The sequence below is a fragment of the Streptomyces sp. NPDC031265 genome (assembly GCF_055570295.1).
Window position 1 is genome coordinate 46,013 of the sequence record NZ_JBVIHM010000005.1, and the last position, 12,765, is coordinate 58,777.

Consider the following 12,765-nt stretch of genomic DNA (forward strand, 5'->3'; position numbering starts at 1 on the left):
TACGAGATGAGCGAGGTAGAGGGTTTGAAAACGTACGAGGTGCGCACCTACGGGTGCCAGATGAACGTGCACGACTCCGAGCGGCTGTCCGGCCTCCTGGAGGGCGCGGGCTACGTACGCGCGCCCGAGGGCAGCGACGGTGACGCCGACGTCGTCGTCTTCAACACCTGCGCGGTGCGCGAGAACGCCGACAACAAGCTGTACGGCAATCTCGGCCGGCTCGCCCCGATGAAGACGAAGCGGCCCGGGATGCAGATCGCCGTCGGCGGCTGTCTGGCCCAGAAGGACCGCGACACCATCGTCCAGCGGGCGCCCTGGGTGGACGTCGTCTTCGGCACGCACAACATCGGCAAGCTGCCGGTGCTCCTTGAGCGCGCCCGCATCCAGGAAGAGGCGCAGGTCGAGATCGCCGAGTCGCTGGAGGCGTTCCCCTCGACGCTGCCCACCCGGCGCGAGTCCGCCTACGCGGCCTGGGTCTCCATCTCGGTCGGCTGCAACAACACCTGCACCTTCTGCATCGTCCCCGCGCTGCGCGGCAAGGAGAAGGACCGCCGCCCCGGCGACATCCTCGCCGAGGTCGAGGCGCTGGTCGCCGAGGGCGTCTCCGAGATCACCCTGCTCGGCCAGAACGTCAACGCGTACGGCTCGGACATCGGGGACCGCGAGGCCTTCTCCAAGCTGCTGCGCGCCTGCGGCAAGATCGAGGGCCTGGAGCGGGTCCGCTTCACCTCGCCGCACCCCCGCGACTTCACGGACGACGTGATCGCCGCGATGGCCGAGACCCCGAACGTGATGCCGCAGCTCCACATGCCGATGCAGTCCGGCTCGGACACCGTCCTGAAGGCGATGCGCCGCTCGTACCGGCAGGAGCGTTTCCTCGGGATCATCGAGAAGGTCCGCGCCGCCATTCCGCACGCGGCCATCTCCACCGACATCATCGTGGGCTTCCCCGGCGAGACCGAGGAGGACTTCGAGCAGACCATGCACGCGGTCCGCGAGGCCCGCTTCGCGAACGCCTTCACCTTCCAGTACTCCAAGCGCCCCGGCACCCCCGCGGCGACCATGGAGGGACAGATCCCCAAGGAGGTCGTGCAGGCGCGCTACGAGCGCCTGGTGGCCCTCCAGGAGGAGATCTCCTGGGAGGAGAACAAGAAGCAGGTCGGCCGCACCTTGGAGGTCATGGTCGCCGAGGGCGAGGGCCGCAAGGACGGCAGCACGCACCGGCTCTCCGGCCGCGCCCCCGACAACCGCCTGGTGCACTTCACCAAGCCGGAGCAGGACGTGCGCCCCGGCGACGTGGTGACCGTCGAGATCACCTACGCAGCCCCGCACCACCTGCTGGCCGAGGGCCCGACGAGCGGCGTGCGCCGCACCCGCGCGGGCGACGCCTGGGAGAAGCGCAACGCGGCCCCGGCACAGCCCGCCGGGGTGCTGCTCGGCCTGCCGAAGATCGGCGTCCCCGAGCCGCTGCCGGCCGCGACGGGCGGATGCAGCGTCGTCTGAAGTCTCTCCACGCGCGCGTGGACGAAGCCACTCGCGGGTGGCCCGTTGACGCGCGCGTGGCGGGTTCCGGCCCACAACGCGGGTGGGTTGCCCGGACGGGCTCAGCTCACGCGCGCGTGGTCGGTTCATCGATAAGCGCGTCGCCGCCCGGATCGCCTTCGCTCAGCTCACGCGCGCGTGGCCGGTTCGTGGCGCCCGTGCCGGGCCGAAGCCGGGCACACCCACTACGCTGCGGATCATGCTCGTAGCCGCCGCCGTCTGCCCCTGTCCGCCGCTACTGGTGCCCGCGGTCGCCTCCGGCGCCGCGCCGGAGCTCGATGCCGCGCGGGACGCCTGCGCCGACGCCGTGGGGCTGCTGGCCGCCTCCCGGCCCGATCTGCTCGTCGTGGTCGGCCCCGCCGACCAGGCGGCGCGCGGCCCGCACCCCCAGGGCGCGCCCGGGTCCTTCGCAGGCTTCGGCGTGGACCTTCGCGTACGGCTCGGCCCGGCGCCGGCCGACGGTGGTGACGCGCGCGAGGAGCGAGAGCTGCCGCCCTCGCTCGCCGTCGGCGCGTGGCTGCTGGAACGGTCCGGCTGGTCGGACGCCCCGGTCGAGGGGCTGGGAGTGGGCGAGCCGCTGGAGGCCGCACGCTGCGCCGACGCGGGGCGGGGCCTGGGCGCCAGGGCCGACCGCGTCGCTCTCCTGGTGATGGGCGACGGCAGCGCCTGCCGCACCCTCAAGTCCCCCGGCTACCTCGACGAGCGCGCCACCGTCTTCGACGAAGGCGTGGGGAGCGCGCTGGGCGCCGCCGACACGCGCGCGTTGCTGGAGCTGGACGCGGAGCTCGCGTACGAACTCAAGGCGGCCGGCCGGGCACCCTGGCAGGTGTTGGCGGGCGCCGCCGAGGGGGCGGGCCTGGCGGGCCGGCTGCTGTACGAGGACGCGCCGTACGGCGTGGGGTACTTCGTCGCCGTCTGGTCCTGAGCGACGCCGGATCCCGGCCCGGGCTGCCTCGGAGCAGCGCGTGCCAGGCGGCGCACGGGGCCGCGACACCACACGGGGACGGCCGTGGAGCTTGAGTGCTCCACGGCCGTCCCCGAGGTGATCAGGCCGTCGGAGGCGGGGTGCCGCCGTCGTCCTTGTGCGAGATCCGGTCCAGGGCGTCCTTGGCCTTCCCCGTACCCGTTTGGATCTTGTCGCTGTACTTGCCCTTGGTCTTTTCGTCGACGGTCCTGGCGACCTTGTCCAGCCCCTGTCCGATCTTTGCCTCGTGCTGCTGTGCGAAGTCGGACACCTTGTCCTTGGCGGGGGCCAGTTTGTCCTTCAGGCTCTCCAAGAAGCCCATGTGGTCACCTTCCCTCTGCCCTCATCTCGGGAACTGCGCGCCCTCGACCAGGGGACCGTACGAAATGCATGCATACGCCGCGTTACTTCCGGGCGCTCTCGCCCGCCTCGTTGTCCGCCGCTTCCTCCGCCGACTGCTGCTTGGGAATCTCCACGCCCTCGGCGGCGGCCGCTTCGGCGGACTCCTCCGCCGTGGCCTCCGCGGCAGGCTCGGAACCCTCCGTGGTGGCGGTCTCCGGCTCGCCCTCCGGGGCCTCCCCCTCGGCCGTCAGGGTGGCGGACTTCGCCTCCTCGGTTGACTCCGCTACAGCCTCCTCGGCCTTACGGCGAAACCTTGAAAAAACACCCATATCTACTCCATAGCGTACTCGTGTGGGCGAAATCCCGCCCCATCCGGAGCGCCTCATTGCGTCGCCCGGGGGTACCGGTTCGGCAAACCGGCGGTCGGAACCTCGCAACAGGCAACGAACCCGCATGCGTCCCGTCACGTAGCTCGTTCGGGGACGGTGGCCGAGGTTTGCGAGACTGTGACAGTGAGAACTGCAGCTCCCGCACCGCGGGTCATCGCCGTCGTCGGTCCCACAGCGGCCGGAAAGTCCGATCTGGGTGTCTTCCTGGCCCAGCAGCTCGGCGGCGAGGTCGTCAACGCCGACTCGATGCAGCTCTACCGGGGGATGGACATCGGCACCGCCAAGCTGACGCTCGACGAGCGCGGCGGAGTGCCCCACCACCTCCTGGACATCTGGGACGTGACCGAGCCCGCCAGCGTCGCCGAGTACCAGAAGCTCGCCCGCGCCGAGATCGACCGGCTGCTCGCCGAGGGCCGCACGCCGGTCCTCGTCGGCGGCTCCGGCCTCTACGTGCGCGGCGCGATCGACGTGCTCGACTTCCCCGGCACCGATCCCGAGGTACGCGCGCGTCTGGAGCGCGAGCTGGAGCAGGACGGGCCCGGCGCGCTGCACCGGCTCCTGGCCGAGGCCGACCCCGGGGCGGCGCGCGCGATCCTGCCCAGCAACGGCCGCAGGATCGTGCGGGCCCTGGAGGTCATCGAGATCACCGGAAAGCCGTTCACGGCCAACCTGCCCGGCCACGACTCCGTGTACGACACCGTGCAGATCGGCGTCGACGTCGGCCGTCCCGAGCTCGACGAGCGGATCGCCGTCCGGGTCGACCGTATGTGGGAGGCGGGCCTGGTGGACGAGGTGCGCGCGCTGGAGGCCCAGGGGCTGCGGGAGGGGCGTACCGCATCGCGCGCGTTGGGCTACCAGCAGGTGCTCACGGCGCTCGGGGGGGAGTGCACCGAGGACGAGGCGCGCGCCGAGACCGTCCGCGCCACCAAGCGCTTCGCGCGCCGCCAGGACTCCTGGTTCCGCCGGGACCCGCGCGTGCACTGGCTGAGCGGTGCCGTCGAGCACCGAGGGGAACTCCCCGGGCAGGCGCTGGCGTTGGTCGAACGAGCGGTCACAGCCTGATCACGTGATGGCATCGGGACGCACCGCCGGTCATTCCGGCACCCGCGCGCGTGCCATCATCGACCTCGATCGACCAGTGGAGTCCGAGTTGGGAGGGCGCGTGGCGATGGAAGCCGGCCCTCGCGACAGAGAGCACGGAACGCGGGACGAGCCCGCGCAACCGGGTCCTTCGGAAGTGACGGCAGTGTCGGAAGGGCCGGACGTGAGCGACGCCGGACGGGAGCCCGCCCACCACGACGCCCCGGAACCGAGCCCCGCGGAGCTGGTCGTCGGTGCCTTGGGCCCGGCCGTGCCGGGAGCCGTCGGACTCACCCCCGACGGACCGCAGGACGACAGTGTGCTCGCCGAGGGCGGCGAGGTCGAGGTCGAGATCCGCCCGCAGCGCAGGCTGCGGATCTGGCAGCTCGCGCCGATCGTGATGCTCGCGGCCATGGGCTCGCTGATGTTCGCCTTCCCGCTCGCCTTCGAGTTCGGCGACGGCGGCCCGGTCGTGGCCATGCTCGGCCTCCTGATCAGCTGCTGCGCCGCCGGCTGGGGCATGATGGCCGCCCGCCGGGTCGGCTACACGTGGCCGGGGCTGCCCGCGCGCGGATCGGGCGAGCGCCCCGACTGGCGGGTGATCGGGCTGTACGTGGGCGGCCTGGCCGCGGTGGTGGCACTTGCCGTCTGGCGCGTCGCCCGGCTGCGCTGAGCGCCGCGGGGCGGCGTGGCCCGGCGGAGTCCGGTGCCCGCCGACTCCGACGAGAACCCGTCGACCCCGCCCCGCGGGGACCCGTCGACCCAGCCCACCCCCGCCCTGGACACGTCGTCCCGGAGCGTCCCGGCCCGTTGTCAGTGGGCACCCGTACGATTGACGGCGTGAACAACACCTCGCCGCTCACCTTCCTCAAGGGCCACGGGACCGAGAACGACTTCGTGATCCTCCCCGACCCGGACAACGCCGTCGACCTGCCCGCCTCCACCGTCGCCCGCCTCTGCGACCGCCGGGCCGGCATCGGCGGCGACGGGCTGCTCCACGTCGTGCGCAGCGCCGCGCACCCCGAGGCGAAGACCATGGCCGGCGAGGCCGAGTGGTTCATGGACTACCGCAACTCGGACGGCTCGATCGCCGAGATGTGCGGCAACGGCGTGCGCGTCTTCGCCGGGTACCTCCAGCGCGCCGGGCTCGTCGAGGAGGGCGACCTGGCGATCGCCACCCGGGGCGGGGTGAAGAAGGCACACATCTCCAAGGGCGGCGACATCACGGTCTCCATGGGCCGCGCCGTGCTGCCGGAAGAGGGCGTCACGGTCACGGTCGAGGGACGCAGCTGGTCCGCCCGCAACGTCAACATGGGCAACCCGCACGCGGTCGCCTTCGTCGAGGACCTGGCCCACGCGGGCGAACTGCGCTCGGTGCCGCCGTACAGCCCGGCCGCCGTCTACCCGGAGGGTGTGAACGTCGAGTTCGTCGTCGACCGGGGCCCCGGCCACGTGGCGATGCGGGTGTACGAGCGCGGCTCCGGCGAGACCCGCTCCTGCGGAACGGGCGCGTGCGCGGTCGCCGTGGCGGCGGCGCGCAGGGACGGCGCGGACCCCGCCGTCACCGGCGCCCCCGTGACGTACACGGTGGACCTCCCGGGCGGGACTCTGGTGATCACGGAGTTCCCCGATGGCGAGATCGAGATGACCGGCCCCGCCGTGATCGTCGCCGAAGGCGTGATCGACCCGGCGCTCCTCGAAACGGTTGAAACGGCCGTGGCCTGAACCTTCGCTCGAATGGGTGATCCGGTTCACGCTGAGCGAGAGCCGGACTGCGCCACGTGGTGGGGTCGGTAGCATCAAGCACCGGCCCTGAGGGCACGCCTGCCTTTCCACCGCCGGTCGATGCTGCCGGAGGTGCCCCATGAGTGCAGAGGCCACGAATCCTGACGCGCAGAGCCGCCGACGCGGACTTCCCAGGATCGACCTCCGCAGGCTGGGCCGGGCCGCCCTGCTGGGCCCCACGTCGCGCGACCGGCTGCCCGACGCCATCGGGCACGTCGCCGAGGCGCACCGGGCCCATCACCCCGACGCCGACCTGGCGGTGCTGCGGCGCGCGTACGTGCTGGCGGAAACGTCCCACCGGGGCCAGTTCCGCAAGAGCGGCGAGCCGTACATCACGCATCCGCTGGCCGTCACCCTCATCCTCGCCGAACTGGGCGCCGAGACCACCACGTTGACGGCCTCGCTGCTGCACGACACCGTCGAGGACACCGAGGTGACGCTCGATCAGGTGCGGGCGGAGTTCGGCGAGGGAGTCACCTATCTGGTGGACGGCGTCACCAAGTTGGAGAAGGTCGACTACGGCGCGGCGGCCGAGCCCGAGACCTTCCGCAAGATGCTCGTCGCCACCGGCAACGACGTACGCGTGATGTCGATCAAACTCGCGGACCGGCTGCACAACATGCGCACCCTGGGCGTGATGCGCCCGGAGAAGCAGGCGAGGATCGCCAAAGTCACCCGTGACGTGCTGATTCCGCTGGCCGAACGGCTGGGGGTGCAGGCCCTCAAGACCGAACTGGAGGATCTGGTTTTCGCCATCCTCCATCCCGAGGAGTACGAGCACACCCGGGCCCTGATCGCGGCCCACTCGGGCTCCGAGGACCCGCTGACCGCCATCGCGGACGGCGTCAGGGCCGTGCTGCGCGAAGCCGGCATCAGCGCCGAAGTCCTCATCCGGCCACGGCACTTCGTCTCCGTCCACCGTGTCCATCTCAAACGCGGAGAGCTGCGCGGCACGGACCTCGGCCGGCTGCTCGTCCTGGTCGCCGAGGACGCCGACTGCTACGCCGTCCTCGGCGAACTGCACACCTGCTTCACCCCGGTGATCTCCGAGTTCAAGGACTTCATCGCCGCTCCCAAGTTCAACCTGTACCAGTCGCTGCACACGGCGGTGGCGAGCTCCGACGGCGCGGTGGCCGAAGTCCTCATCCGCACCCACCAGATGCACAAGGTCGCCGAGGCCGGCGTCATCGCCCTCGGGAATCCGTACGCCGGGGGCGGGCCCGGCGACGGCGCCGACCCGGCGGCCGACGAGCGCGAGGACCCCACCCGGCCCGGCTGGCTCTCCCGTCTCCTGGACTGGCAGCAGAACGCGCCGGACCCCGACACCTTCTGGTCCTCCCTACGGGAGGAACTGGCGCAGGACCGCGAGATCACCGTTTTCGGCGCCGACGGCCGCACCCTGGGCCTGCCGGCCGGAGCGAGCTGTGTGGACGCCGCGTACGGCCAGTACGGCGAGGCCGCCCACCGCTGCATCGGTGCCCGCGTCAACGGCCGTCTGGCGACGCTCAGTACGGTGCTGAGCGACGGCGACACCGTGCAACTGCTGCTCGCCCAGGACGCCGCCTCCGGGCCGTCCCCGGACTGGCTCGACCACGCCAGGACCCCAGCCGCGCGGATCGCCATCACCGGCTGGCTCGCCGACCACCCCGAAGGGGTCAAGATCCCGGCGGCCGCGCCCCGCCCGCAGGTCACCTTCACCACCGACCGGCGCAGTGCCGCCAACGCCGTCACCGACCTGCCGGACGCGACGGTACGGCTCGCGGGGTGCTGCACGCCGGTCCCGCCGGACGCGGTCACCGGCTTCGCGGTGCGCGGCGGCGCCGTGACCGTCCACCGCGAGGAGTGTCCGGCGGTGGCCCGTATGACGGCGCTCGGGCGGGCCAGGGTCGGGGTGCGCTGGGGCGGCACCGCCGCCTGCCGGGTCACGCTGGTCGCCGAGGCGTTCGGGCGCCCGCGCTTGCTCGCCGACCTCACCGAGGCCATCGCCACGGCGGGCGCCGCGATCGTCTCCGCCACCGTCGAGCCGCCCAGCGAGCAGCGTGTACGGCACACGTACACGCTCCAGCTGGCCGATGCCGCCGAGCTGCCCGCCCTGATGCGCGTGATGCGCGATGTGCCGGGGGTGTACGACGTGACCCGCGCGCAGCACCCGGCCGCGGCCGGCTGAACCGACGGGCCGACGCTCGTTCGGGTGGGGGTGGTGCGCGTCGGCCCCGCCCTCGCACGGTGTACTGGTAGCGGTAGGGCATGCTGCTCTCCCCGCGCCGTGTGCGTGCCGCTCTGCTGGCCACCGCAGCCGCCTGTGTCCTGGCCGCCGCTCCGCCGCCCGCCCCGGCCGGAATCGGCGATCCGCTCTTCCCGCGGCTCGGCAACCCCGGGTACGACGTCCTCTCGTACGACATCGGATTCACCTATCAGGGCGACAACAGCAAGCCGCTTGAGGCTGTCACCACCATCGACGCCCGCGCCACTGACTGGCTCGACCGGATCAACCTGGACTTCGCGCGCGGCACCGTCCACGGCGTCGAAGTGAACGGGGAGCAGGCCGAGTTCGCGAGCGCCGACGAGGATCTGGTGATCACCCCGCGCCACCCGGTGTACGGAGGGCAGAGGCTGCGGATCACCGTCCGGCACACCAGCGACCCGCGCGGCGCCGAGGACGGCGGCTGGGTGCGCACCACCGACGGCCTGGTGATGGCCAACCAGGCCGACGCCGCGCACCGCGTGTTCCCGTGCAACGACCACCCCTCCGACAAGGCGATGTTCACCTTCCGGGTGGACGCCCCCAAGGAGTACACGGTCGTCGCCAACGGGCTGGAGACCGGCCGGACGGGGGCGGGCGGCCGGGCCGTCTCCACGTACCGCACCAAGCACCCGATGGCGACCGAGCTCGCCCAGGTCTCCATCGGCCGCTCGGCAGTGGTGCGCCGCCAGGGGCCGCACGGGCTGCCCGTGCGCGATGTCGTCCCGGCGGCCGACCGGCAGCAGCTGGAGCGCTGGCTGAAGAAGACGCCGGCCGAGATCGCGTGGATGGAGAAGCAGGTCGGGCCGTACCCGTTCGAGACGTACGGCGTCCTGATCGCCGGCGCGGACACCGGGTTCGAGCTGGAGACCCAGACACTGTCGCTCTTCGAGCGGTCGCTGTTCCTGCGCGCCTGGTACCCCGAGTGGTACGTGGACTCGCTGATGGTGCACGAGCTGGCGCACCACTGGTTCGGCGACAGCGTCTCCCCGCGCGCGTGGTCCGACCTCTGGCTCAACGAGGGGCACGCCACCTGGTACGAGGCGCTGTACGCGCAGGAGCACGGCAACCGGCCGATGGAGACGCGGATGCGCGAGGCCTACCGCCAGTCCGACGGCTGGCGCGCCGCGGGCGGGCCGCCCGCGGCCCCCGAGCCGCCCGTCCCCGGCCAGAAGATCAGCATCTTCCGGCCGGTCGTCTACGACGGGAGCGCGCTGGTGCTGTTCGCGCTGCGGCAGGAGATCGGCACGGCGAGGTTCCGCGAGCTGGAACGGCGCTGGGTGAGCGACCACGAGGACGGGACGGCCGCCACCGCCGACTTCGTCGGCCTCGCGTCCGAGGTCGCCGGGCGCGACCTCGCCGGGTTCTTCCAGGGCTGGCTGTACGGGGCGAAGACGCCGCCGATGCCCGGGCACAAGGACTGGCGCAGCGCCGCACCCCGGCACGCCTAGGGGCACGGGCGCGGGGGCACCCGTCCCCGACCCGCCGAGCGCCGGAAAACCGGGGTGACGGGCCCGGTGGCACCGTGCGACCATCGACGGGTCGGCGGCGCTGCCGGGGCCGGATTCCACTCGGGAATCTTTCGGATCCATTACGCGTTGTGACCGACGTAATCGCATTCCAACGACGTAAGGATCCAATGACCTCCTCTTCATCCCCTTCCCAGGACGAGCAGAGCTTCGCGGAGAAGAACCGCACCGAGAGCCTTCGGGCCGATGCCCTGATGGAAGAGGACGTCGCCTGGAGCCACGAGATCGACGGCGAGCGGGACGGCGAGCAGCTCGACCGCTCCGAGCGTGCCGCCCTGCGGCGCGTGGCGGGCCTCTCCACCGAACTCGAAGACGTCACCGAGGTCGAGTACCGCCAGCTGCGCCTGGAGCGCGTCGTACTGGTGGGCGTCTGGACCACGGGCACCCTCAAGGACGCGGAGAACTCCCTGGCGGAGCTCGCCGCACTCGCCGAGACAGCGGGCGCGCTGGTGCTCGACGGCGTCTACCAGCGCCGTGACAAGCCCGACCCGGCCACCTACATCGGATCCGGCAAGGCACTGGAACTGCGGGACATCGTCCTGGAGTCCGGCGCCGACACCGTGGTCTGCGACGGTGAGCTCAGCCCCGGCCAGCTGATCCATCTGGAAGACATCGTCAAGGTCAAGGTGGTCGACCGGACCGCCCTGATCCTCGACATCTTCGCCCAGCACGCCAAGTCCCGAGAGGGCAAGGCCCAGGTCTCGCTGGCCCAGATGCAGTACATGCTGCCCAGGCTGCGCGGCTGGGGCCAGTCGCTCTCCCGGCAGATGGGCGGTGGCGGCTCCGGCTCGTCCGGCGGCGGCATGGCCACCCGTGGTCCCGGTGAGACCAAGATCGAGACGGACCGGCGGCGGATCCGCGAGAAGATGGCGAAGATGCGCCGGGAGATCGCGGAGATGAAGACCGGCCGCGAGATCAAGCGCCAGGAGCGCCGTCGCAACAAGGTCCCCTCGGTAGCCATCGCGGGGTACACCAACGCCGGCAAGTCCTCGCTGCTCAACCGCCTCACGGGCGCGGGCGTCCTGGTGGAGAACGCACTGTTCGCCACCCTCGACCCGACCGTGCGCCGGGCAGAGACGCCCAGCGGCCGGCTGTACACACTGGCCGACACCGTCGGGTTCGTCCGGCACCTGCCGCACCACCTGGTCGAGGCGTTCCGCTCCACCATGGAGGAGGTCGGCGACTCCGACCTGATCCTGCACGTGGTGGACGGCTCACACCCGGCCCCGGAGGAGCAGCTGGCCGCCGTGCGCGAGGTGATCCGCGAGGTGGGCGCGGTCGACGTGCCCGAGATCGTGGTGATCAACAAGGCGGACGCGGCCGACCCGCTGGTCCTCCAGCGCCTGCTGCGGATCGAGAAGCACTCCATCGCGGTCTCCGCCCGTACGGGCATGGGCATCGAGCAGCTGCTCGGCATCATCGACGCCGAACTGCCGCGCCCCGAGGTCGAGATCGAGGCCCTCGTGCCGTACACGCACGGACAGCTGGTCTCGCGCGCGCACGCCGAGGGCGAGGTGATCTCCGAGGAGCACACCCCGGAGGGCACGCTGCTCAAGGCGCGGGTGCACGAGGTGCTGGCGGCGGAGCTCGCTCCGTACGTACCGGCCAAGCACTGACCGCAGGCGCGGCCGGGCACCGACCGGCCCGCAGATGCGAACAAGGCCCGCCCCCTCCGTACGAGGGGGCGGGCCTTGTCGTCGTCAGGTGTCAGCAGCCCTACCGGCCGCCGTACTTCTGACTCATCTGGGTGAAGATCTGCTGGGCGCCGGCGCCCAGCTGGGGTCCGGCCAGCCAGCCCGAAGTGACCGGGCCGATCGAGGTGTTGGAGACCAGCTCCGCCTTGCCGCTGGTGCCGGTGATGAACCAGCCGCCACCGGAGGAACCGCCGGTCATCGTGCAGCCGATGCGGTACATGGCGGGCGTGCCGGGGCTGACCGAGAGACGGCCGGGGCGGTCGACGCACTTGAACATCTTGAGGCCGTCGTACGGCGGCGCCGCGGGGTAGCCCCAGGCACCCATCGCGGAGACCGAGTGCGCGGCCGGCGTCGAGAAGTTGACGGTCAGCGCGTTGCCGACGGTCTCCTCAAGCGACTTGGTGCCGTTCTCCGGCTTCACGTGCAGCACGGAGTAGTCGTACGGGGCGCCGGTGCCGCCGGTGGGGCCGCCACCGGTGATCCACTCGCCCGAGGTCGAGGCCCAGTCGGCCCAGAACGCGCCGTACGGGGCGACCTCCTGCGGCTGCGCGTTGCGCAGCTGCGCCGCCGACTTGCCCTTGTCGTTGTAGGCAGGGACGAAGGCGATGTTGCGGTACCAGCCGCCCTTGGCGCCCGCGTGGACGCAGTGGCCAGCCGTCCACACCATGTTGGACTTGCCGGGGTGGGCCGGGTCCTTCACGACGGTGCCCGAGCACACCATGGAGCCCTCGGGGGAGTCGAAGAACACCTTGCCGACCGGGGCGGCGTAGTTGTGGTACGGCAGGCTCTCGGCCTTGGCCTGGACCGGCCGCGGCTCCGGGTCGCTGATGCCCTGGTCGCCGTTGACGTCGCCTGCGGCCATGGTCTTCTGCGGGTCCTTGGCGGACTTCATCCGCTCGGGCTTCCACAGGTCCGCGATGACCGGGTTGACGAAGTCCTTGGCGTCACGCAGCCACTTGGACTTGTCCCAGTTCTTCCAGTCGCCGTTCTTCCACTTGTCCAGGTCGACGCCGTGCTTCTTGAGGGCGCCGGCGACGTCGTCGGGAAGGCCCTGGTCGCCCTTGCCCTGGGCGGTGCTCGACGCGGACGGCTTGCTGTCCGCGTCGTCGTCGCCGGGGCCGCACGCGGTGGCCGTCAGCGCGAGTGCCGCCACCAGGCCGGTGGCGGCCAGCAGCGGACGTATGGATCGCATGGAAAC

Annotated in this window: 11 protein-coding genes; 8 read left to right on the forward strand and 3 right to left on the reverse strand. The window is 71.8% G+C overall.

All coding sequences use genetic code 11. The features are described from left to right. Positions 1-6: 6 nt before the first annotated feature. Together miaB and ACZ499_RS10405 are read left to right on the forward strand one after the other, a co-directional pair. Entirely contained in the window at positions 7-1,503 is a 1,497-nt protein-coding gene (gene miaB, locus ACZ499_RS10400; RefSeq protein WP_468673616.1) for a tRNA (N6-isopentenyl adenosine(37)-C2)-methylthiotransferase MiaB, read from the forward strand. Between the two features lie 238 nt (positions 1,504-1,741). Further along, positions 1,742-2,467, forward strand: a complete 726-nt coding sequence (locus ACZ499_RS10405) for a class III extradiol dioxygenase subunit B-like domain-containing protein (RefSeq protein ID WP_468673618.1) — start codon at positions 1,742-1,744, stop codon at positions 2,465-2,467. 121 nt (positions 2,468-2,588) lie between these two features. Here ACZ499_RS10405 and ACZ499_RS10410 read toward each other — a convergent pair whose 3' ends face one another. Both ACZ499_RS10410 and ACZ499_RS10415 read right to left on the reverse strand, forming a co-directional pair. Beyond that, on the reverse strand, positions 2,589-2,828 hold the full coding sequence (locus ACZ499_RS10410) for an antitoxin (protein ID WP_468408717.1): 240 nt from the start codon (positions 2,826-2,828) through the stop codon (positions 2,589-2,591). An 82-nt stretch (positions 2,829-2,910) separates the two neighbouring features. Then, entirely contained in the window at positions 2,911-3,177 is a 267-nt protein-coding gene (locus ACZ499_RS10415; protein WP_468673621.1) for a hypothetical protein, read from the reverse strand. Between the two features lie 183 nt (positions 3,178-3,360). On the opposite strand from ACZ499_RS10415, the gene miaA reads away from it, so the two are divergent. The 6 genes from miaA (at position 3,361) to hflX (ending at position 11,489) form a co-directional block, all read left to right on the forward strand. Then, the gene (miaA, locus tag ACZ499_RS10420; protein WP_468673623.1) at positions 3,361-4,299 is read left to right on the forward strand and encodes a tRNA (adenosine(37)-N6)-dimethylallyltransferase MiaA; all 939 of its coding nucleotides are present in this window, start codon (positions 3,361-3,363) and stop codon (positions 4,297-4,299) included. Positions 4,300-4,501: 202 nt separating this feature from the next. Further along, on the forward strand, positions 4,502-4,990 hold the full coding sequence (locus ACZ499_RS10425; RefSeq protein WP_468673625.1) for a hypothetical protein: 489 nt from the start codon (positions 4,502-4,504) through the stop codon (positions 4,988-4,990). 167 nt (positions 4,991-5,157) lie between these two features. Beyond that, the gene (dapF, locus tag ACZ499_RS10430; RefSeq protein WP_468673627.1) at positions 5,158-6,042 is read left to right on the forward strand and encodes a diaminopimelate epimerase; all 885 of its coding nucleotides are present in this window, start codon (positions 5,158-5,160) and stop codon (positions 6,040-6,042) included. Positions 6,043-6,181: 139 nt separating this feature from the next. Then, positions 6,182-8,269, forward strand: coding sequence for a RelA/SpoT family protein (locus tag ACZ499_RS10435; protein WP_468673629.1), 2,088 nt, complete (start codon positions 6,182-6,184; stop codon positions 8,267-8,269). 80 nt (positions 8,270-8,349) lie between these two features. Continuing rightward, complete coding sequence (locus ACZ499_RS10440; RefSeq protein ID WP_468673631.1) at positions 8,350-9,795, forward strand: M1 family metallopeptidase; 1,446 nt, start codon at positions 8,350-8,352, stop codon at positions 9,793-9,795. Between the two features lie 188 nt (positions 9,796-9,983). Continuing rightward, positions 9,984-11,489: a GTPase HflX gene (gene hflX / locus ACZ499_RS10445; RefSeq protein WP_468673634.1), complete on the forward strand. Its 1,506-nt coding sequence runs from the start codon at positions 9,984-9,986 to the stop codon at positions 11,487-11,489. A 100-nt stretch (positions 11,490-11,589) separates the two neighbouring features. Here the strand turns inward: hflX and ACZ499_RS10450 are convergent, their stop codons facing one another. Then, a complete protein-coding gene (locus ACZ499_RS10450; RefSeq protein WP_468408701.1) occupies positions 11,590-12,759 on the reverse strand; it encodes a trypsin-like serine peptidase in 1,170 nt (389 codons plus the stop codon). Between the last annotated feature and the right edge of the window lie 6 nt (positions 12,760-12,765).